21 protein-coding genes are annotated in these 21,105 nt (G+C 45.2%); 6 read left to right on the top strand and 15 right to left on the bottom strand.

All coding sequences use genetic code 11. From position 1 onward, the window contains the following. The coding region (locus tag OH461_RS19800) for a retention module-containing protein (protein ID WP_270022256.1) at positions 1-1,768 on the bottom strand (1,768 nt) is incomplete at its 3' end. Positions 1,769-2,174: 406 nt separating this feature from the next. Here OH461_RS19800 and OH461_RS19795 point away from each other — a divergent pair. Then, complete coding sequence (locus tag OH461_RS19795; RefSeq protein WP_270022255.1) at positions 2,175-3,716, top strand: EAL domain-containing protein; 1,542 nt, start codon at positions 2,175-2,177, stop codon at positions 3,714-3,716. 51 nt (positions 3,717-3,767) lie between these two features. Here OH461_RS19795 and OH461_RS19790 read toward each other — a convergent pair whose 3' ends face one another. From OH461_RS19790 to OH461_RS19760, 7 genes are all read right to left on the bottom strand, one after another. Next, a complete protein-coding gene (locus OH461_RS19790) occupies positions 3,768-4,676 on the bottom strand; it encodes an aldo/keto reductase (RefSeq protein ID WP_270022254.1) in 909 nt (302 codons plus the stop codon). Between the two features lie 421 nt (positions 4,677-5,097). Beyond that, on the bottom strand, positions 5,098-6,150 hold the full coding sequence (aroG, locus tag OH461_RS19785) for a 3-deoxy-7-phosphoheptulonate synthase AroG (protein WP_270022253.1): 1,053 nt from the start codon (positions 6,148-6,150) through the stop codon (positions 5,098-5,100). A gap of 434 nt (positions 6,151-6,584) precedes the next feature. Continuing rightward, positions 6,585-6,986: a VanZ family protein gene (locus OH461_RS19780; RefSeq protein ID WP_270022252.1), complete on the bottom strand. Its 402-nt coding sequence runs from the start codon at positions 6,984-6,986 to the stop codon at positions 6,585-6,587. Between the two features lie 133 nt (positions 6,987-7,119). Further along, entirely contained in the window at positions 7,120-8,019 is a 900-nt protein-coding gene (gene cyoE, locus OH461_RS19775) for a heme o synthase (protein WP_270022251.1), read from the bottom strand. Next, a complete protein-coding gene (locus tag OH461_RS19770) occupies positions 8,012-9,043 on the bottom strand; it encodes a COX15/CtaA family protein (protein ID WP_270022250.1) in 1,032 nt (343 codons plus the stop codon). Before OH461_RS19770 ends, cyoE begins: the two co-directional genes overlap by 8 nt. Before the next feature lie 8 nt (positions 9,044-9,051). Further along, positions 9,052-9,594, bottom strand: coding sequence for a hypothetical protein (locus tag OH461_RS19765; protein ID WP_270022249.1), 543 nt, complete (start codon positions 9,592-9,594; stop codon positions 9,052-9,054). Between the two features lie 15 nt (positions 9,595-9,609). Next, entirely contained in the window at positions 9,610-10,371 is a 762-nt protein-coding gene (locus OH461_RS19760) for an SURF1 family protein (protein WP_270022248.1), read from the bottom strand. Between OH461_RS19760 and OH461_RS19755 the strand changes: the two genes are divergently transcribed. Further along, positions 10,361-10,594 (top strand): DUF2909 domain-containing protein, encoded by a 234-nt coding sequence (locus OH461_RS19755; protein ID WP_270022247.1) that lies wholly within the window; start codon positions 10,361-10,363, stop codon positions 10,592-10,594. The genes OH461_RS19760 and OH461_RS19755 overlap by 11 nt on opposite strands. A gap of 2 nt (positions 10,595-10,596) precedes the next feature. On the opposite strand, the gene OH461_RS19750 is transcribed toward OH461_RS19755, so the two are convergent. The 4 genes from OH461_RS19750 to coxB are packed head-to-tail and all read right to left on the bottom strand — an operon-like array spanning position 10,597 to position 14,863. Further along, positions 10,597-11,481, bottom strand: coding sequence for a cytochrome c oxidase subunit 3 (locus OH461_RS19750; protein WP_270022246.1), 885 nt, complete (start codon positions 11,479-11,481; stop codon positions 10,597-10,599). Continuing rightward, the gene (locus OH461_RS19745; RefSeq protein ID WP_270022245.1) at positions 11,478-12,092 is read right to left on the bottom strand and encodes a cytochrome c oxidase assembly protein; all 615 of its coding nucleotides are present in this window, start codon (positions 12,090-12,092) and stop codon (positions 11,478-11,480) included. Before OH461_RS19745 ends, OH461_RS19750 begins: the two co-directional genes overlap by 4 nt. A 12-nt stretch (positions 12,093-12,104) precedes the next feature. Then, a complete protein-coding gene (ctaD, locus tag OH461_RS19740) occupies positions 12,105-13,748 on the bottom strand; it encodes a cytochrome c oxidase subunit I (RefSeq protein ID WP_270022244.1) in 1,644 nt (547 codons plus the stop codon). A 14-nt stretch (positions 13,749-13,762) separates the two neighbouring features. Next, positions 13,763-14,863, bottom strand: a complete 1,101-nt coding sequence (coxB, locus tag OH461_RS19735) for a cytochrome c oxidase subunit II (protein WP_270022259.1) — start codon at positions 14,861-14,863, stop codon at positions 13,763-13,765. Between the two features lie 412 nt (positions 14,864-15,275). Here coxB and OH461_RS19730 point away from each other — a divergent pair, with 412 nt between their 5' ends. Continuing rightward, positions 15,276-16,979, top strand: a complete 1,704-nt coding sequence (locus OH461_RS19730; RefSeq protein WP_270022243.1) for a phospho-sugar mutase — start codon at positions 15,276-15,278, stop codon at positions 16,977-16,979. A 63-nt stretch (positions 16,980-17,042) separates the two neighbouring features. On the opposite strand, the gene OH461_RS19725 is transcribed toward OH461_RS19730, so the two are convergent. Next, entirely contained in the window at positions 17,043-17,459 is a 417-nt protein-coding gene (locus tag OH461_RS19725; RefSeq protein ID WP_270022242.1) for a GNAT family N-acetyltransferase, read from the bottom strand. Between the two features lie 61 nt (positions 17,460-17,520). Further along, the gene (locus OH461_RS19720; protein WP_270022241.1) at positions 17,521-18,153 is read right to left on the bottom strand and encodes a LysE family translocator; all 633 of its coding nucleotides are present in this window, start codon (positions 18,151-18,153) and stop codon (positions 17,521-17,523) included. A gap of 238 nt (positions 18,154-18,391) precedes the next feature. Here OH461_RS19720 and OH461_RS19715 point away from each other — a divergent pair, with 238 nt between their 5' ends. The 3 genes from OH461_RS19715 (at position 18,392) to OH461_RS19705 (ending at position 20,329) form a co-directional block, all read left to right on the top strand. Continuing rightward, on the top strand, positions 18,392-19,210 hold the full coding sequence (locus tag OH461_RS19715) for an AraC family transcriptional regulator (RefSeq protein ID WP_270022240.1): 819 nt from the start codon (positions 18,392-18,394) through the stop codon (positions 19,208-19,210). A gap of 85 nt (positions 19,211-19,295) precedes the next feature. Further along, a complete protein-coding gene (locus tag OH461_RS19710; protein WP_443088482.1) occupies positions 19,296-20,012 on the top strand; it encodes an AzlC family ABC transporter permease in 717 nt (238 codons plus the stop codon). Beyond that, entirely contained in the window at positions 20,009-20,329 is a 321-nt protein-coding gene (locus OH461_RS19705) for an AzlD domain-containing protein (RefSeq protein WP_270022239.1), read from the top strand. The genes OH461_RS19710 and OH461_RS19705 overlap by 4 nt, the downstream gene beginning before the upstream one ends. A 53-nt stretch (positions 20,330-20,382) precedes the next feature. Here the strand turns inward: OH461_RS19705 and OH461_RS19700 are convergent, their stop codons facing one another. After that, complete coding sequence (locus tag OH461_RS19700) at positions 20,383-20,997, bottom strand: fumarylacetoacetate hydrolase family protein (RefSeq protein ID WP_270022238.1); 615 nt, start codon at positions 20,995-20,997, stop codon at positions 20,383-20,385. Between the last annotated feature and the right edge of the window lie 108 nt (positions 20,998-21,105).

Raw genomic sequence — 21,105 nt, 5'->3', positions numbered from 1 at the left:
TGTCAGCGGTGTTAAACACCAACGTAAACACCGTACCTTTACTGGTTTCAGCGGTGTAGGTATAGGTAGTGCCCGCGGCAGTCGTCACCGTGGTTGGATTGCCACTGTTGGCCCACACCACTGCTTCGCCTTCGGACTCGATACCAGAGAGGGCCGTAGGACCATTGGTCAGTTGATAGCTCTTAATGCCATCCGCCCCTTCGGCAATAGCAAAGTTACCTGAGATTGGGTTATCGCCACCTACCGAAGAGCCTAAACCGACGATATCATCTTCATCGATATTGGTTTGCCCGGTGAAACCAGATAAAACAGGAATATCATCAATGATGGTAATTGGTAGATTATTTTGAGCTGTATCACCATCAAAATCAGTTGCTACGATCGGCAGTTCTACCGTAACGGAATCACTGCCTTGAGGGTGGTCAATGGTTGCTTTTAGCTCAAACGAATACGAACCTGCTGTATCCAGATTCACAACAAACACTTCACCCGCACTTGTTGACGCGACATAGGTAAAACTACCATCGCTATTCGCAGTCTCTACAATCGTTAACGGCTCACCTTGTGAAGTTAATGAATCATCACTATTAAAATCAGCAATATTCAAACGATACTGTTGAATATTGTCACTACCGATATCGGTATCAGTCACACTTCCGGTAACAAGCGCAGAAGGGTTCGCAGACGTCCCAGCCGATAAGTTTTCTTCATCCAATGAAACATTTGGCACATCGGTAATAATTGGGTCTGCACCATCGCCAATCGTCACTGTGGCATCAATCGGTAACTGAATCGGATTTCCGCCGACATCTGTACCCGTAATCTGGAAGTTGACGACAATTTGGTCGCCAACCAATGCCACGTTACCACCACCGACTGATGGAACATGATCCAGTGGCTCTGAGACCGTAGTTGTCAGTGTGAGTGTGAGATCTTTTCCTAAACTCGCAACATCGATATCAATTCTGACTACCTCGCCAGAAGCTGCTACGCCGACGATTGCGTTCTCAGCCGAATCATAAGTAAATACGACATCTTGATTGGTCGAAGTAATATCGCTATTCAGTTCTGACAATAGTGCCGCTAAAGACAAAGGCTCAGGGACGAAGCTCAATGGGTCAAGTGCGAGATCGCCTGCTTCAACAAAAACGGAACTAGAAATAGAAGTAGGGTAAGTTGAAGGATCGAGGTCTCCCTCAACTAAGAGTTCTGATATGCTTTCGCCGCCAGCGGCAAAAACGGTGAAGCGTCCATCTTCTTCGGGATCTTCAATAACAGGCCGACGGATAGCGGATGTTTCAAAAAACGTCGATGCAATAGTTTGCGGATTGTTGTATTCGATTTCGACAAAGCCTGCGTTAGCAGAACCTGCCGCTCCGGCCCCAGCAGCTGTCGCTTCTAAAATTTGCGTCGGGTCTTCACCAGCAAGAATAGCTTGTTGGATAGCAGCAATATCGTCGGCACCAAACGCATCTTCACCCAAACCAGACAAATCAAGTGATACGTCTCCACCAACTGGAGCTTGCACTAATTCTTGGCTCTCTACATCCGGTTGTTCAAAGCACGCAACACAATTTTGGTCAACGCGAAAGTCGTTCTCACTGGCCGCAAGTTCAATCGTTGCACCATTGGTTGTTATAATAATTTCTGATTGATTGACGGTATCGCCAATCCGCAGCTGGCGAGCCGTTCCTTGCGTGTCAACGGCAACAACATCTCCGTTAACATCTACAACCTTAGCACTATTGAAAGTGACTTCGATATCCATCGTATCCCCCGATACATTATCATTTAAAGCAAGCGCATCTATTTACTAATAATTATGTCATCGACTAATGTATCAACATTGAGAAGAAATGCTATTAAATTACACTCACTTAGTGATGATTACCGTTAATTTATAAGTATAGTTAATTTTGCAAAAATAATATTTAACCAGAAAACCATACTGTATTAATTAAACAACTAGCACTTTAGTATTATTTAATTGCATTCTTATTTTTGAGACTTGACCTTTTCACGTTGAGTCATTTTTGAGACTTAACACCAATAAGCAAATGAATTTATAAACTTTTTTGAAAATAAACTTATAGTGAAATGAAATACTTTAAAAAATATCGCTAATGCAATCGGCTAGGATAAAAACCCGACAATTTAGAACACTCACGAATGAGATGTTTACCCACCTACCTAATTTGCTACCTGTGGTGGCTATTTTCGCTTTTGTGTTTTTCTTCTCTTTACTAGGCAACTACTACCATACCTCACAGGAGTCAAAGCATGACGGGCAAAAATCGGTACAAATGCTCGAACAGCATATTGTCAAAATCGCACAGAAACTGAGAGATATTGACGCCCACATCAGCCCAGATTGCAATCTAGAAGATAAACTGGCCCTCAGAGCACATGTATTTCACTCTGACCTACTAAAAGAAGTGGGGGTCTATCATCAAGGAGTCGTGACTTGCACCAGCAATGAAGGGTCTACTCATATTGAGCTTGGTTCAGATACCATGCAACGCATTAGTCAGTCAGCGAATAATATTACAATTTCACTGGGAGAATCGAAAAGTAGTCTCACCACGTTTTTTATATATACATCGGTTAATCAACACCATGGACTTAATGCACTCATTCCACCAGAAAAGATATTAAGCATCATCGCGCCGTTTTTAGATTTGCGCCAATACCGTTACCAAATAGAAATTCTCGACCATCAATTATCCGATGATAATCCGCAGTCATTACGTCATGACGATACTCTCATTTTTCAGTCCGATTTATACCCTTTAATCGTCAAGATTCAGCCAACTGCTGGCACTTATCGCTACCATTATTTCAAACATATTTGGCAAACTATATTGTTCGCATCTTTGCTCTCTTTATTTTATTTATTACTCAGATATCAGATGCTTGCAAAGCGCTCGATTGAATATTCATTACTCAACGCGATTGATAGTGATCAGATAGAATTGTACCTACAACCCATCGTCGACATAAGCGATAACAAAGTTGTAGGAAGTGAAGCTTTAGTAAGATGGAATCACCCTGTCCAAGGCAAGATATCGCCAGAAATATTCATTCCATTAGCGGAAAAACTTGGCGTAATCGACATCATCACCAAAAAGACCTTTTCTACCGTAGTGAAATTTCTTAAACAAAACCCTCACTACCATGAAAATCATTACATTAGCATCAACTTAAGCCGCACTTCGTTAATCAACCACGAATTTATTGATTACCTTAAACGCTTTGCTCGTCGCCACCCTGAATTTATTCAAAGCTTTTTGCTGGAAGTGACCGAAAATATTGATTTTGACCAAGAAGAACTCGACCTTGCACTCAATCATTTAGACATGATTCAAGCAATGGGGTTCTCTTTAGCTATTGATGATTTTGGTACTGGCTATTCCGGTTTAAATTTTATTCGTCTGCACCCATTTCACGTAATGAAAATCGACAAGGTATTCATCAAGAGCCTACATTCAGATTCGACCATCACGCCGGTTTTGGCTTCTATGATTCACCTCGCCAACGAGCTCAAAATGAAGGTCATCGCCGAAGGCGTAGAAACGGAGCAACAAATTGAACTATTGCGCAAGCTAGGCGTTTGTTACATACAAGGTTTTTACTATTCTCAGCCCATCCCTCCCGCAGCTTTGATTGAATACAGCAATCAAAACAGCGGTGAGTCAGAATGTTTAATCACCGCCTAAACAAAAAAGCCAACCTCTCGGTTGGCTTTGTGTTTCTGTAACAACGACTTTCTATGGCACACCGTGACCTTTCGATGCAACCCATACTCGGTACCACTGTTCGCGAGTCAACTCGATACTCAGTGCGTTCACCGCTGATTGAACGCGCTCAATCTTACCTGAACCAACAATCGCAAGCGGCTTAGAAGGTAGACGACGTACCCAAGCATAAATCACTTCATCAATACTGTTTGCGCCAACTTCAACTCGAATCGCCTCTAGCTCATCACGAACACGTTTTGCTTGTTCAGTAGATCCCGTAAAGATGCTACCACCACCTAGGCAAGACCAAGCCATAGGACGCGTTCTCTTCATTTGTAGCTGATCTAACGTACCATCATGAGCGACTTCAAAGTTAAGCGGGTTAATCTCTACTTGGTTTGTCACTAGCGGCATATGCGTGCGTGACTCCAATAACTCAAACTGACGTGGAGTAAAGTTAGACACACCGAAATGCTTCACCTTGCCGACTTTATGTAGCTCAGCGAACGCCTCTGCCACTTCATCAGCGTCCATCAACACATCCGGACGATGAATCAACAATACATCAATGTTATCTACGCCAAGACGCGATAGCGAGTTATCAACCGACTCATAGATATGCTTCGCGCTCGTATCATAGTGATTTACTTTGCGCTGTGGGAACTTATCACCACACAGGTTAATATCGCATTTAGTAACGATCTCAATTTGATCACGTACTGAACTGTCTAGTTTAAGCGCTTCACCAAACAGTTTTTCACATTCATAGTTACCGTAGATATCAGCGTGATCAACCGTAGTCACTCCTATGTCAATATGCTGCTTTAGAAAAGATAAACGTTGTTGTGGAGTCATCCCCCATTCAGCTGTACGCCAATAACCTTGTACTAGCTCAGAGAGCTCTGCTCCCTTTGGGGAAATATTTACTTTCGACACCATGTCTTACCTCCTGACAATTATCGTTCAAGACTATTCTGGTTTGATAATTTACTCAATATCCGTTTGCGCAACGACACCAATTCAACAGAAAAAGTGAGCGTGTGAGCACAGTTGGTGCAAATAAATTTGCGCATAAATCCAAGCATGTTAATGCGCTATATCATCTATAGATAAGTGTAGGAGAAGGAATTCATTGAGGCAGGGAATATAAAACAGGCAAAAAAAATCGGGCGTTCATGCCCGACAGTCAAAGATAAACAAAAAGCCTGAATATGCGTAATCCTTTACGCAGAGAACCATTACGCGATAGAGAATAACACTCTGTATAAATTTATACAATACAACGTACATCAAAATTGTTAGCATATATTGCATAAAAAAGGCTCCACATAGGAGCCTTTGAACAATCTAACTAAACCAATTAACGATTACGGCGCGTTTTTACCGCTTGTGCCAATTGGCGTAATACCGTTTCAGTGTCTTCCCAACCAATGCATGCGTCTGTGATTGATTGACCGTAGGCCAACTGTTCGCCTTCAACCAAGTCTTGGCGGCCTTCAACAAGATGCGATTCAATCATCACACCAAATACAGCATCTTCGCCACCAGCGATTTGCACTGATACATCTTCTGCGACAACCATCTGACGTTGGTATTGTTTCGAGCTATTCGCATGGCTAAAGTCAATCATCACTTTTTGTGGAATGCCCGAGCCTTCAAGCTCCTGCTTAACCGCACCAACATGTTCCGCACTGTAGTTTGGCTCTTTACCACCACGAAGAATAATGTGGCAATCTGGGTTACCGCCAGTTTCTACGATTGCAGAATGACCATATTTAGTTACCGATAAGAAGTGGTGTGAAGCACTTGCTGAGCGAATCGCGTCCGAGGCTATTTTAATGTTGCCGTCAGTACCATTTTTGAAGCCAACCGGACAAGAAAGACCAGATGCTAGCTCACGGTGTACTTGCGATTCCGTTGTACGTGCACCAATCGCACCCCAACTGATTAGGTCAGCAACATATTGCGGCGTGATCATATCTAAGAACTCACTCGCCGTCGGCATACCCATGTCTGTTAGATCAAGCAGCAACTTACGACCAATTCTCAAACCGTCGTTAATTTTAAACGTGTCGTTAAGGTACGGGTCGTTAATCAAACCTTTCCAGCCGACGGTAGTACGCGGCTTTTCAAAGTACACGCGCATCACGACTTCTAACTCGCCGTCTAGCTCATCTCGTAGTGATTTTAACTTTTTACCGTAAGCAAGCGCGGCTTCTGGATCGTGGATTGAACATGGGCCAATGATTACCAATAGGCGGTCATCTTCACCCTTTAGAATGTTTGAAATCGCTTCACGAGAGCGAAACGTTGTTGAAGAAGCGGTTTCAGTTGCCGGAAACTTCTCTAAAACAGCCACTGGCGGCAATAACTCTTTTACTTTATTAATTCGTACATCATCAGTTTGAAACATCGCTTACTTCTTCCTATATCACTTCGCCGAACCATTAATCCATTGGGTTGTTTATTTATTGTTCGACTTAATTTGTTCCTGTTCCTTGTAACTTATCTATCCAAAACCAGACTTGCAACCACTTTTTAAGCTGAAAGGCAATATTTTTACTAACTTTACAATTTACATGCGGTGTAAAAAAATAATTACAGTTAATTGCAAGCGGATAAAATCGACGGAATCAGAAGAAAAAGCCCATTTATAACAATAAGTTAAATCAATTAAACTATTGAAGGATCATTTATAGGCAAGATACAGAACCATACTCTGGTAGGAAAATTAAAGGCAAAAATATGAAAAACCGAGCGAACGACAGGGATAATAAAATAGAAACCAATCACAAAAAGAAGGGCATAGACTCTTAATGCTGACCACATTTAAGCGAGAACAATCACCTAAAAACCCTCACGCTTGATAGCGATTCGATAGCACAAAGCGCCGACTAAAAGACCGGATAAATTGATGGCGAGATCAAGCCACGAAAACTCGCGCCTTGGCATCACAGCTTGCAGAAGCTCATCACTGCACACCAAGAAAACCATAATAATTAATAACGGCGGAAGCCTAAACCATCGGTGACGATAGAAGTATTTTGGGGTTGCCCAACAAGCGGATAGACCGAGCAAAATCGCCACGATCGCATGAAGAACAGCATCACCGCCAAGCATCACCTCAAGTTCTCGTACCGATTGACCATGTACATTGAACGTTTTCGCCATCGACGCAAGCCCGCCGAACAAGACTAAGCTAAACGGCAAAATAACACGGCGATTAATGTACAAACTGAGTGAATGCATAACGGTTTTGATGACAAAGATCTGCGAACGAAAAGTTGGAGCAACAGCATACTTGCTTCGCGCGCTGCTGAAAAGATCACCAAAGAGAAAATGGCCTAAATTCAATCAATCACTTAGGAATAAGTCATTCCTATCAGTATGACCAATAATGATCAGCCAATAGCAGCAAAAACAACAACATTAACTGGTAGATAGAGTACTTAAAGGTATTGATCGCCGATTTCTCGTGTGGATTATATTTGAGCTTCCACGCATGGGCGATAAAGCCAAGGCTCAAAGCTACCGAACCAATCCAATATAAACTGCCACTCATCCCAACTAGAGCAGGCATAATACACACCACCGCAAGCAGCAAGGTATAAAGTAATATTGTTGTCTTGGTGTATTCCTCGCCATGAGTCACGGGCAACATTGGAATATTGGCTTTTGCGTAATCATTTTTACGATGAATCGCGAGTGCCCAAAAATGAGGTGGCGTCCAAATAAAAATGATCATCACTAACAGCCAAGCATGGGCATGTAACTCGCCCGTTACCGCAGTCCAACCCAACAGCGGTGGCATGGCTCCCGCAATACCTGCAATAACAATATTTTGTGGTGTGGCTCGTTTTAAATACATGGTGTAGATGACCGCGTAACCTACCAAGCTCGCTAGTGTTAACCAAGCAGTCAACGCATTAACCAAGCTATACAAGGCAACAAAGCCTGCTAAACCAATCGTTAGCGCGAACAGCAAAACTCTGGCTGGATTGATCTCGCCTGATGGTAAGGGGCGACGATAAGTTCGCGCCATGATGGCATCAATTTTTCGGTCAATGAGATGATTCATTGCCGCGGCAGAACCCGCCATCAAACCAATACCAAGTAAGCCAACCACACTCTGCTGAATCGGCAATGCCCCTTCCACCGCAAGGCACATCCCCACCAGCGCGGTTAACAACATGAGCGCCACCACTTTGGGTTTGGTTAGCGTCAAATACGCTCGCCACGGCACGCGGCTGCTCACCCATACTTCGCTGACTGTTTTACTCATAATGCGACTCCTTATAAATGGTCAACGAAGCACTTGAGCGTAAACTCACGCTCTGCCAAGCAAGATAATTGACATACAAGACATTAATTAGCAGCAGTGCAGCTCCTAAGTTATGCGCCACCGCGACAGCAATTGGCAAACTAAACACCACATTACTCACGCCAAGGCCTAATTGCAGCAGTAATAACCCACTAAGACACCATGCCTGTCGGCGATATTGTGCTTGGCTATGTCGCCACAACATGGTTGCTAGCAGTAAACACATCACAGTAACAACTCCCGCCCCGAACCGATGAGCTACGTGGATTGTCATCCTTGCACCATAATCCAAGGTGCCAAATTCGTAGCTCTCTTGGGGAGGCTGAATCAGTTGAAACGCAGTATTAAAATCCAAATGAGACTGCCAACCTCCCTGACAAATCGGCAACTCGGTACACATTAGGGCGGCATAATTTGAAGACGTCCAACCGCCTAGCGCAACTTGCCCAATTACGACAATAAAGCTAACCAAAGCGACCCACTTAAGCATCCCATTGCCATTCGATTGCTCAAGTACTCTTGTCGGTGAGGTGACTCGCCAATAAAGCATCGCAAGCATAGAAAACAAGGTAAATCCGCCCAATAAGTGCCCCATCACAACCAAAGGCATGAGCATCATGGTCACAGTGAGCATGCCTAAAGCAGCTTGAGCGACAACCACCAATGAGATCCCAATGGGGAGCACCCAGCCACCTTGACGAGTTTGAATCGCCAGATAACTGATCCCGTACACTAATAACCCCAATAGACCAGCCATATAACGATGAATCATCTCAAGCCACGCTTTATCGGCTTCCACGGTTAAGTTTGGGTATAACTCATTGGCTCTTCTAAGCTCATCCGTCTCAGTAGGCACAGTCAGTTGACCATAACACCCCGGCCAATCTGGGCAGCCTAGTCCTGCGTCCGCCAAGCGAGTATAAGCGCCTAAAAGAATCACCATAAAGGTCAGCGCCAAGCTTGTTTGCAATAGTCTTACTAACATATGCCCTCCTAGCCAACACGAGACAGCTTGAGCAGCTTACGTAAATCAGCCAGCAAGCCTTTACTTTGCGCGACAAGATCTTCGCTGGTCAGTTGATACCCCATAACGAGCTGACCTAAAGGATCAACAATCACATACTCGAACCCTTTGACCTTGTCAGCAAGCTGCGGGCTAATCGCTAAGTTGGCAAATTGGGTCTGGCTTAAAGCGCTCTGATCACTGGACTCACTCATCAAAAGGACAGGCGTGACTCGCTGTTGATATTTCCCTAGAGCTAAATGGCTTTGAGCCAGTAAGTGTAACTGCTGTTCACATTGCGCATCACACTGACTTGGAACAACATACGCGAGCTGCCAGCTCTGTGATTGATAAGGATTTTCGTCCCCATACGCGGAGAAATACAACGTTGGTTCGATCAACTCACCTTTATTGGTGACGCCCGATTGATACCAGTGCTGCGAAAGGATGACTTTGGCAGCAATGGCCGGAAGGGCAAACAACACAACTAAACCAATAAGAATGATACGACCACGATAGATAGGATGAATCATAAGCACTCCTTTGCTTTATGAATGAGCGGTTCGCTGACTCGCCGCCTTGACTAACCACCAAATACTCAAGATAAATAATGCTATTGCCATTGCAAACCATTGCACTGCGTAGCCTTGGTGCTTCTCTGCCGACATTGGGATAGGTTGCCATGGCTGCGCATATGACCATGAATCCGCTAACGGCTGAATGGCATAAGCTTCCAGTTCAACGCCCCAACGCTTTGACAACGCCGAGTAATTCAAATTTTGCACGCGTAAAACACTCAAACCAGCCTCAATGAACTCTTCCGCCATCAACTCAGAACTCAACGGATTATCCGACCGTTTATACAATCGCACTAACCCTTGATACTTTTCGCTTCGCCACGCTATTTGGGGCAGTTCACTTCTTAGGTCTGGCGCGGCAACAAAGCCCAGTTCAAACAGCACTGATTGAGAGTGCCCCTCTTGCATCAATTGATAGGCTAAATACCCTACTTGCCCTTCAAACACTTGGTTATCAAGTAGCAGATAACGAGGTTTTGGTGTTAATGCCACCTCTGCCTTTAGCCCTGTAATCGCCCTGCCTGTTCCTTCATCAACCTCAGACAAACCTTGTAGTTGTCGCTGACTTGCTTGCGCCAATTGCACTTGCATTTGCTGTTTTAATGTTGCTCTTGATAACTGCCAAAACCCTAAGTTGACCAATATCGAAATCGCAACCACAGTTAATAACACTGCAAGCCAAAATTTCGGCTGCTTAACCAACATCGCGAGGCCTGCCATCATGGTATTCATGTTCAAACTATTGTTAGTTTTGCTGTTGCTTTTCATTGTCATCAACCTTGCAAAAGCTATGTTTGAAATGGTCAAAGGCCCGTCTAACGACACTCAAGGAGAAAACCATCAGCCGATGAGCCACTTTCTTGGTCGACGTGTCATTCTGTCCGCCTTGGCTGTGGTGCTGTTATTCGCAGCATTACTTAGCGGATTTATCGAGCCAAACGCTCGTCCTTACTAACCTCAAAGTACATAAACAAACACAAACAAACATAGCCAAACCACATCAACAAAGTGCCAATACCAACTCCCCGCTTGAAAGGCAAAGTGGTCTTTCGGGGTAAAGTGGTCTTTAGCAATACGCCCCAGTAACACAATCAAAAAAATCGTACCAAGGCAGACATGCAAACCATGAAACCCCGTGAGCATAAAGAAGGTATTGCCATAAATACCGGATTGCAGCGTCAGCCCTAAATCTTGGTAAGCATGGGCATACTCAACTCCTTGGAAATACAAGAAGAAACCCGCCAGCACGATGGTTAGCTCTAACCACACGATCAATGCCATGCGCTTGTTTTTCTCTAAGCTGATGTGCGCCATATGTAAAGTGATCGAAGAGAGCAATAGCAGAACGGTATTTTTCAACGGAATTCCTTGCCAGCCCATAGCCGTCGTTTGCGTCCCATCAGGGGCAGTAGTGAGCGGCCATATTGCTTCAAACGCAGGCCACAATACCTCGTGAGTCATAAAGTTGTTACTTGCACCACCAAGCCATGGCACAGAGATAATCCGAGCGTAGAACAGAGCACCAAAGAAAGCACCGAAGAACATCACTTCAGAGAAAATGAACCAGCTCATCCCTTGACGAAATGAACGCGCGATTTGCTCCGAATAGAGACCGCTCATCGACTCCGTAACCACGTTACTAAACCACCCGGCAAACATATAAAGCAGAAACAGAAATCCCGCTGTTAGTATCACCATGGCGAACACACTATTGTCGCCACCTTCTGCCATGTTCTGCACGGTGAGCCCTGCACCGACAGCAATCAGAAATAGCGCCACAGCGCCGACAATTGGCCAGCTGCTTTGAGCAGGTACATAGTAAGATTGATGTTTGGAACTCATCGCGTTCCTCCTTGTTGGCTCTCACTTGGCGAGTTAATCACTTCAGCTAAGCGCGCTATTTCAACGGTTTCAGTTGTAATGTCATACAAGGTGTAAGACAGAGTCAGCGTATGAATGCTGTCAGGGATGGAAGGCTCGATATAAAAAATCAGCGGCATCTCGGTTTTCTCTTTCCCGCCAAGCGGCTGCTTGTTGAAGCAAAAGCACTCAACTTTATTGAAGTAACTTGCGCCCAACCCCGGAGCTACGGAAGGAACTGCCTGACCAACGATCGTCTTATCTGAGCGATTAAATGCGATATAAGCGGTTTCGATGACTTCGCCGGGGTGAACATCCATGGCGGTAACTTTGGGTGCAAACGCCCATGGCATCGCAGGATTGGGATGGGCAATGAATTCGACTCGAATAGAACGGCTGTTATCCACTTGCATCGCAATAGGCTGGCTCACCGCTTCGCTGCTGGTTTTACCATTGATCCCTAGCGCATCGCACATGATGTCGTAGATTGGAACTAACGCAAATCCAAAACCGAACATCGCCAATGCGGCACCAATCAGCTTAAGGGTTAGCTTTTTGTTTGCGCTGGTGTCGTTACCTTCTTGAGCTTCCATGCCACCTCCCACTTAGTCCACTTTCGGTGGGGTTGAGAAGGTATGATGAGGCGCAGGGCTTGGCACCGTCCACTCTAAACCTTCGGCTCGTTCCCATGGTTTCGCAGGCGCTTTTTCACCACCGCGAATACACTTGATCACTAGCCATAAGAATATTAATTGAGACAAGCCAAATGCAAAGCCACCAATCGAAACGATCTGATTGACATCCGCAAACTGAATCGCATAGTCAGGAATACGCCGTGGCATACCCGCTAAGCCTAAGAAATGCATCGGGAAGAAAAGCACATTGACTGAAATAACCGAACACCAGAAATGCCACAAACTTAGCTTGTGGTCATACATATGACCGGTCCATTTAGGTAACCAATAATAGGCCGCAGCCATGATGGAGAACACGGCTCCAGAAACCAATACATAATGGAAATGCGCCACCACAAAATAGGTATCATGATATTGGAAATCCGCAGGCACAATCGCCAACATCAAACCTGATAAACCGCCGATGGTAAACAAAACTATGAACGCAATCGCGAACAGCATTGGCGTCTCAAATGTCATTGCTCCGCGCCACATGGTAGCTACCCAATTGAAAACCTTCACTCCAGTCGGCACCGCTATCAACATGGTGCAATACATAAAGAACAGTTCAGCAAACACCGGCATACCTGTCGTGAACATGTGGTGTGCCCATACCAAGAACGAGAGCAAGGCGATACTGCAAGTTGCGTAAACCATCGAGTGATAACCAAACAGCTTCTTGCCGCTAAATGCAGGTAAAATGGCCGAAATAATGCCGAATGATGGCAAAATCATGATGTACACTTCAGGATGGCCGAAGAACCAAAATATGTGTTGGAACATCACCGGATCGCCACCGCCTGCAGCGTCAAAAAACGAGGTGCCAAAGTACTTATCGGTCAGCACCATGGTGACTGCGCCTGCTAACACTGGCATCACGGCGATTAACAAAAAAGCGGTAATTAGCCACGTCCAAACAAACATTGGCATTTTGAACCATGTCATTCCCGGTGCTCGCATGTTTACGATCGTGACGATAACGTTGATCGCCCCCATGATCGAACTGATCCCCATTATATGGACAGAAAAGACAAACAGAGCCGTACTGTCTGGGCCATAAGTGGTTGAAAGCGGTGCGTAGAATGTCCAACCGAAATCAGGCCCGCCGCCCTCGGTGAACAGCGATGCAAGCAAAATGGCAAAGGCGAATGGTAAAATCCAAAAGCTGAGATTGTTCATCCTTGGCAAGGCCATATCTGGCGCACCAATCATCATTGGAATCATCCAATTGGCAAGCCCGGTAAAAGCAGGCATGACCGCACCAAACACCATGACTAAACCATGAACTGTGGTCATCTGATTAAAGAACTGCGGTTCAACAAGCTGCAACCCCGGCTGAAATAACTCTGCCCGAATCACCATGGCCATCGCACCACCAGTCAAAAACATGATGAAGCTAAACCAGAGATATAATGTACCTATATCTTTATGATTGGTTGAGTAAACCCAGCGCGCAAATCCTTTTGGTGCGTGGTGCTCATGAGACTCTTCCACTGCGATAGAACTACTCGCGTGGGCCATTTCCGCATCAGTGACAGGAGAAGATTTTTGCTGTTTATCATTCAAGTTACTCATCGCTTTACTCCTGCCTATTGACCTTGCTCTTGGGCGCGGTTTTTGAATGAATGGATATCTGAGGCTTGAATCACTTCACCGGTATCATTACCCAGCCCATTTCGCTGATAAGTAATCACAGCGGCAATTTCCTTATCCGTTAACTGATTGGCGAACGCTTGCATGGCAGTGCCTGAACGACCATTCACTATAGTGTCAATGTGGGTATCAATATCCCCTGTTGCCACTTTACTTCCAGTGATGGCAGGGAATGCTCCTGCAATACCTGCCCCGTTAGCTTGGTGACACACGGCGCATCGTTCGAGATAGACTTTTTCACCAATCGTAACCAACTCTTCCAGACTCAATTCGTCTGATAACGCGGCCTGCGCTTGCTGCTCCGCCAATGCCATTTCTTGTTTCTTACCCGCTAACCATTCTTGGTAGTCCTCTTCCTCCATCGCATGGACTACAATCGGCATAAAGCCATGGGCTCGACCACACAACTCTGCACATTGCCCACGATAAACGCCCGGCTTATCAATTTTGGTCCATGCCTCATTGATAAAACCCGGGATGGTATCTTTCTTAACCGCAAAATCAGGCACCCACCAAGAATGAATCACATCATCAGAGGTCAATAAGAAACGGATTTTTTGATTAATTGGCACTACAAGTGGGTTATCCACTTCAAGGAGGTAGTGCGCGCCTTTGGTTTCGATGCCATCAATTTGCTTTTGGCTGGTCGCTAATAAACTGAAGAACTCCACCCCCTGATCGAAGTAGCTGTAATGCCACTTCCACTGAGAACCCGTAACTTTTATGGTCAAGTCAGATTTCGATGTATCTTCCATCGCGATCAAGGTTTTGGTAGCAGGTATTGCCATGGCAATTAGGATGATGATCGGAATGACAGTCCAAATTACTTCAACTTTGGTGCTTTCATGAAAGTGGGCAGCGACAGCGCCTTTAGATTTTCTATGACGATAAATGGAATAGAACATGGCACCAAACACAACAAATGCAATGGCGCAGCAAATGTAGAAGATGAGCATATGCAGCTCATAAACCTGACCACTAATGTCCGTTACCCCTTGAGTCATATTCAAGGGTTGCTCTTCAGCGGAGGCTGGCATTACCCATACCAAAATTAGCGCTTCCAATGCTAACCATGGCGCAAACGGTATTCTTTTCAAAAGACCTCTCCTCTGTCTCTGCACGCAAACTCTGTTTGCTGCCAAAACTAAGGGCTCAATCACTTTGCAAATGAACACCCAATACTCGTCCAATGTTCCATACTGTGAGTAAAGTGCATTCCAGTGCGATACGTATTTAGTAGACCCGAATTAGATACGGCGAGATGGGTCACTCCTAAAACCAACGTAATTTGTTATATTTATGTTAATAAAGGCTAGTTAGCGTTTTTGAATTGTGCAAGAAAGTGCAACCACAAAATGGTTTAGCGATTGCGCTCTCGTAAATGATAAGCAATATCAATTACGATTAAGCCATAACATCAAAGAAAAGCACCAACGAAAGGTAATCACGATGACAGAACAATACAATCAGTGGCTGGCTCAAGACCCAGACCCACGTACACGTGAAGAGCTACAAAGACTGATCTCAGAACAACAAAACGAAGAGTTGGTAGACCGTTTCCGCTGTCGTTTAGAATTTGGTACCGCCGGTTTGCGTGGCAAGGTTGGTGCAGGCCCTAACCGCATGAATCGCTTAGTTATTCAACAAACAGCGACTGGCTTAGGCTATTACCTACAATCGCAATTTGCCGATGCAAAACAACGCGGAGTGGTGATTGGTTACGATGGTCGCCCAGATTCAAAGCAGTTTGCTCACGACACAGCGTCGGTGTTAACCGCACAAGGCATCAAGGTTTATTTAACTCACGACGTAGCGGCAACGCCTATTGTTGCGTTTGGTGTTAGACACTTCAGCGCAGCGGCGGCGGTTGTCGTTACTGCCAGTCACAACCCACCAGAGTACAACGGCTTTAAAGTCTACTGGGATAATGGCGCGCAAATCATCCCGCCACATGACTCAGGTATCGCGTCACAAATCGAAATCGCAGCGAATGAAGAACTCAATTTGCTTCCGCTTGATCAAGCAGAGGAACAAGGCCATCTGGTGTGGTTAGAAGACGATTACTACCAAACGTATCGTGACACAATGAATGGCAACGCGTTACTACAAAACAACATTGATCCTAGTTCTATCGGTGTTGCCTACACAGCTATGCATGGCGTAGGTGCACGAATGGCTGAAACCCTATTAGCCGATGCTGGCTTCACTAAGGTTTACAGTGTAAAAGAACAACGCGAACCCGACGGCACCTTCCCAACCGTCAACTTCCCCAACCCGGAAGAAGCCGGTGCAATGGATATGGTAATGGCGCTAGCAAAACAGCATGGCGCTCAGCTTGCTTGCGCAAATGACCCTGATGCCGACCGATTTGCAGTCGCGGTACAAAAACCGGATAGCGAGTACCAAATGCTCACCGGTGACCAAGTAGGTTGCCTATTTGGTCACTACCTACTCACCCAAACAGAAGCAAGTAAACAGTTGATCGGTAACACCATTGTCTCTTCAAGCTTGCTTAACAAAATTGCCAACGCTCACGGCGCTGAGTACTACCAGACGCTAACGGGCTTTAAATGGCTAACCAACGTAGCAATGCAAAAGCAAAGTGACGATAGCCAGTTCCTATTCGCTTACGAAGAAGCGCTAGGCTACACGGTTGGTAACAAAGTTTGGGATAAAGATGGCCTATCCGCACTGGTTGCTTTCTCACAACTTGCAGCAGAGCTATACAGCCAAGGTAAGACCATTTGGGATCAGCTAGAAGCTCTGTATCGCCAACACGGTATGTACATTAACGCTCAACGTAGCATTGCACTTGCACCAAACTCGCCATCAGTGGGCGATAAATTACGTGCTGACCCGCCAAAAGCAATTGCAGGGCGTAACGTCGAAGTCATTGAAGACTTCAAAGTGCAACAGCGTCTGATGGCTGATGGCACGACTCAACCGATCGACCTACCAGCCAGTGATGTATTGATCTATCACCTTGCCGGTGGAGCGCGTGTTGTGGTTCGCCCTTCAGGTACTGAGCCAAAGCTAAAATGCTACTACGAAGTAGTGGAGGCTTTTGCCGCAGAAGAGACCTTTGCAGAGGCACAAGACAAAGCGCAGCTCGCAATGGACATGCTGATTGCCGAGCACCAACACATGATTTAATCCAAACTAAAATGGGTATGACAATGTCATACCCATTTTCAATCAACTCAACAAGCTGTAGAACTAAAGCTTCTTCTGCAAAAAGATCTTATCGACCCCTTCCATCGGAAATCCGCTAAAACGCCCCACTTCTTCAAAACCTTGTTTGAGATAGAACTCACGCGCTTGGAAACTAAATGTATCTAAGTAAGCATGGGTTGCACCCATTGCTTTCACTTTTTCTTCTGCGAGTTTGACTATTTTGCTGCCAAGACCGGCACTGCGTTTCGAATCATCTACCCACAAGTATTCGACAAACAGCGTATTGGTGTACACCTCACCAAATAGCCCACCGCAGAACTCACCTTGTTCATTGGTTGCGACACATGCAATGTTGTCACTGTTTTCATGAGGGAAAAACTGTAAGTTGTAACGGCGAAGGCCCGCTAATATGTCTTGCTTAACGCTATCGTCAGGATTGACGATAAACTCAATTTTCATACTCCAACTCCCTGTTATAAAAAAGGCCAGCAAAGCGCTGACCTTATCATAAATTATTGAGTTATTTAATAAACGAACTCAACATCCACAATGCGAGTATGAAGAAAATCCCGCCCATGAACTTATGTTGATACGTTCTAAACTTGGCATTTTCCAGTAGGCTCTTACCCAAGGTTCCGACTAAAGCCACCAGCACCAAGTTAAATAGTAAACCGAGTACATTCAGCAACAAGCCTAGCGCCAACATTTGCTCACCCGAAGAGGCGGTAATGTTGCTAGAAACAAACTGCGGCAGGAACATCACAAAGAAGACTAAAGCCTTTGGATTTAGTAGGTTACTGACTAAAGCACGTTGATAGAAAGTAGTCGCCATCTTAGTTTGGCCATCGAGTTCTGGCGCATCTGCTGCTTGAGCACGAATACAATCCCACCCCATCTTAAGCAAATAAGCACCACCTAATAAGTGAAGCACTTTTAGCGCCATTGGGTTCATCGCAATCAGCGCGGAAACACCCAACGCAGCAAGCAAGGTCAGAATAATGCCAGATGTCGCGTTGCCTAGGCTTGCAAAAATGCCTACGCGTCGCCCATAGCTCATACTTGAACTGGCGATCAGCAACATATCTGGTCCTGGTAGCAACAACAAGGCCACCACTGCCGTGAGATACACAGGCAGAACAGACATATCAATCATATTTTTCTATAACTCGGAACAGGAGAGGCGGAATTTTATATTACATGACGGTTCATTTCTAGATCATATAACCATCAATATCACCATATTCAACACATTGAATTATCACGACTGACGTCAGGTATGGAATACTCTGTTTTTCGTTTGAGAGAAAACTCAACAAGGCAATTTTGTACAAAAACATTTAGAGTAGAAATGGTATAGATAGAGAGAGTTGAAGACGCTGTAGGACAATTGAGTGAAAAACAAAACGCAAGAGCAAGCTAAGTTTCTCCACGCCCAAGAACTGGGCGGCTTAGAAGTGCTTGATGCAAAATACACTCACCAGAACTTTTCTCGTCATAGCCACGAAGGATTCACGGTTGGCGTCATTCAAAAAGGCGCACAGAAGTTTTATCGCACGGGCGCTAATCATGTTGCGCCGCAAGACAGCGTTATTTTGGTCAATGCAGATCAAGTTCATAATGGCCAAAGCGCAACAGAAGATGGTTGGGAATATAAAGCCATGTACCCTTTACCAGAACAGTTTGCCGAAGTCAGCCAAGGCTTCAATCAACAAGGCATCATTCCTTACTTCCCAGACCCAGTGGTGCATGACCCCGAACTTGCCCAGCAGCTACGTTTAGTATTCGACGCATTGGAGAATTCCAATAACCGCTTACTGCGCGAAACTTTAGTTTACGGCACATTGGTTAAGCTAATGAATCGCCACGGCAAACAGCGCCCAGATTTGGAGATTCAAGGCCGAAGCAAATTAACCCTAGCCAAAGAATTTCTCGATGACTTCCCGCAAGCTGACACCTCATTACAAGAGCTTGCATCCCTGTCTAACCTTAGCCCCTACTATTTTGCGCGCAGCTTTCAAAAAGAATATGGCCTACCTCCACATGCTTATCAAGTTCAAGCGCGGTTACGCTATGCCACTAAGCTGATCAAACAAGGGCACAGCTTGAAGGATGTCGCCCAAGAAGCGGGCTTTCATGATCAAAGCCACTTCCATCGTCATTTTAAGCGGGCCATGGGGGTTACCCCAAAACAATATGCGCAATCATTATAGTTAAATAAGCGCAATATCTTACAAGTTTCACCTTTAGGTTTATGTCCAAATAGAGACTGCGAAGAAAATCAAAAGGAGTACCGCATTGAGTTCACACCCATCTGAAAGCCGAAAGAAACTCTTTCTCCAAGGAAGCGTCGCAATGTTTCCGCTTAGCGTAGCTGTCATACCTTGGGGGCTTCTCGCAGGTTCTTACGCCATTGAATCAGGATTAAGTGTATTAGAAAGTCAGGCGCTATCGGCTATTCTGTTTGCAGGATCAGCTCAACTGGTCGCAATCGGAATGATTAAAACGGGCGTCGGACTTGCCACCATGCTTCTGACGGTATTATTCATTACCTCGCGCCATTTGCTTTACAGTGTCTCGATGCGCCAAGCCATCGCCCCCTTACCGCTACGCTGGCGTTTAAGCTTAGGGTTTCTACTTACCGACGAATTGTTTGCGGTGTGTGGGAATACGTCACCCAAGCGATTGAAGCCATGGTATGCACTAGGGGCAGGTTTGAGTTTCTATCTATTTTGGAACTTAGCCACTTTAGTCGGCATCATTGCTGGCAGCAAAATACCTGCCCTGAATCAGCTAGGTTTAGAGTTTGCTGTCGCAGCGACCTTTATCGCCATTGTCATACCGACAGTGAAAAATCGACCAACCTTACTCGCGGTTATCGTCGCTTTGGTGTTGTCAGTTTTACTTAATTTAGCGCAAATGGAGGGGGCGCTGATCATCGCCAGTGTCGGAGCTATGTTGTCAGGATATTTAGCGGAGAAATATGGCCAAAAACAAGTTGGAGGTAACTCATGATCATGCTGTCTATTTTGGCCATGGCACTATTGGTATTCACCAGTCGCTATTTGTTCTTAGAGCCAAAACTGCCTATAAGGTTACCCAACGCTTTACAGCGCGTTTTATCTTATTCTGCGCCAGCGGTGCTCACCGCAATCTGGGCTCCCATCGTCTTTTTGCCCGAAGGAGAGTTATGGCTCTCAACCACCAATCCATATTTAATCTCGGCGGTAGTTGCAGCTGTCATCGTGTACAAAACTCGCAATGTACTGCTGACAACCATTGTAAGTATGCTGCTGTTTTTGCTATTAAAAAACGTACTGTTTACTGCCTAACATCAAACAAAAAGCGCCAGATTGTTACTGGCGCTTTTTGACTAAAATCAGTTCTATTGAGCCAACCATTCAATTTCAATCAGAGTTTTACCTGCATGAATAAGACGACCTAAGAACACATCGCCGGACTGCACTTCGCCAACGCCTTGAGGCGTGCCTGTCATGATGACGTCGCCATCGCAAAGTGTTGAGTAGCTTTGAATTTCATCGAATATTTGCTGAGGCTTATAAATCATTTGTTTTACCCCGCCACGTTGCACTCGCACACAGTTAATGAACAGTTCTATCTCTAACTCATCAATAGATAAGCCATTCAAGCTAATAAATCGGCTAAACACAGCTGAGCCATCAAATGCTTTCGCACGCTCCCATGGTAACCCTTGGCTTTTTAGTTTGGCTTGCAGTTCACGCTTGGTTAAGTCTAAGCCAATACCCACCGCTGCCAATTGTTGGTTGCGAACAAGAAAACAAATCTCGCCTTCATAATGGAGGGCTTCTTGATGATGAGCGGCAATAGTCGTTGCGATAGAAGTGGCTGGCTTGTTGAACACCACCATTTGTTCAGGAACAGCGTTATTAAGCTCTTTGATATGGTCTAGATAGTTTCGCCCCACGCAAAGAATCTTACTTGGCGAGATAAGCTTCCCTTCAAGTGTCACTGTGAACATGCCATCTTCCTTGAAACATTAAATGAGGGCACATTCTATCCAAACTTTATCCGCTGAAAATAAAATTCTTAGAGTGGAATAAAAAACTCAGAGCTTGCCCCCATTATT

Source organism: Vibrio sp. LaRot3 (assembly GCF_027587025.1).
GTDB lineage: Bacteria > Pseudomonadota > Gammaproteobacteria > Enterobacterales > Vibrionaceae > Vibrio.
The sequence above is the reverse complement of the archived record's forward strand: the minus strand, read 5'-3'. Positions and strand labels throughout refer to the sequence as shown.

Excerpts from the sequence above, each read along its gene's own strand:
- OH461_RS19795 (WP_270022255.1), top strand. The coding sequence starts at position 2,175 with ATGTTTACCCACCTACCTAATTTGCTACCTGTGGTGGCTATTTTCGCT.
- OH461_RS19790 (WP_270022254.1), bottom strand. The coding sequence starts at position 4,676 with ATGGTGTCGAAAGTAAATATTTCCCCAAAGGGAGCAGAGCTCTCTGAG.
- aroG (WP_270022253.1), bottom strand. The coding sequence starts at position 6,150 with ATGTTTCAAACTGATGATGTACGAATTAATAAAGTAAAAGAGTTATTG.
- OH461_RS19780 (WP_270022252.1), bottom strand. The coding sequence starts at position 6,986 with ATGCATTCACTCAGTTTGTACATTAATCGCCGTGTTATTTTGCCGTTT.
- cyoE (WP_270022251.1), bottom strand. The coding sequence starts at position 8,019 with ATGAGTAAAACAGTCAGCGAAGTATGGGTGAGCAGCCGCGTGCCGTGG.
- OH461_RS19770 (WP_270022250.1), bottom strand. The coding sequence starts at position 9,043 with ATGTTAGTAAGACTATTGCAAACAAGCTTGGCGCTGACCTTTATGGTG.
- OH461_RS19765 (WP_270022249.1), bottom strand. The coding sequence starts at position 9,594 with ATGATTCATCCTATCTATCGTGGTCGTATCATTCTTATTGGTTTAGTT.
- OH461_RS19755 (WP_270022247.1), top strand. The coding sequence starts at position 10,361 with ATGGTATTCATGTTCAAACTATTGTTAGTTTTGCTGTTGCTTTTCATT.
- OH461_RS19760 (WP_270022248.1), bottom strand. The coding sequence starts at position 10,371 with ATGAATACCATGATGGCAGGCCTCGCGATGTTGGTTAAGCAGCCGAAA.
- OH461_RS19750 (WP_270022246.1), bottom strand. The coding sequence starts at position 11,481 with ATGAGTTCCAAACATCAATCTTACTATGTACCTGCTCAAAGCAGCTGG.
- OH461_RS19745 (WP_270022245.1), bottom strand. The coding sequence starts at position 12,092 with ATGGAAGCTCAAGAAGGTAACGACACCAGCGCAAACAAAAAGCTAACC.
- ctaD (WP_270022244.1), bottom strand. The coding sequence starts at position 13,748 with ATGAGTAACTTGAATGATAAACAGCAAAAATCTTCTCCTGTCACTGAT.
- coxB (WP_270022259.1), bottom strand. The coding sequence starts at position 14,863 with ATGCCAGCCTCCGCTGAAGAGCAACCCTTGAATATGACTCAAGGGGTA.
- OH461_RS19730 (WP_270022243.1), top strand. The coding sequence starts at position 15,276 with ATGACAGAACAATACAATCAGTGGCTGGCTCAAGACCCAGACCCACGT.
- OH461_RS19725 (WP_270022242.1), bottom strand. The coding sequence starts at position 17,459 with ATGAAAATTGAGTTTATCGTCAATCCTGACGATAGCGTTAAGCAAGAC.
- OH461_RS19720 (WP_270022241.1), bottom strand. The coding sequence starts at position 18,153 with ATGATTGATATGTCTGTTCTGCCTGTGTATCTCACGGCAGTGGTGGCC.
- OH461_RS19705 (WP_270022239.1), top strand. The coding sequence starts at position 20,009 with ATGATCATGCTGTCTATTTTGGCCATGGCACTATTGGTATTCACCAGT.
- OH461_RS19700 (WP_270022238.1), bottom strand. The coding sequence starts at position 20,997 with ATGTTCACAGTGACACTTGAAGGGAAGCTTATCTCGCCAAGTAAGATT.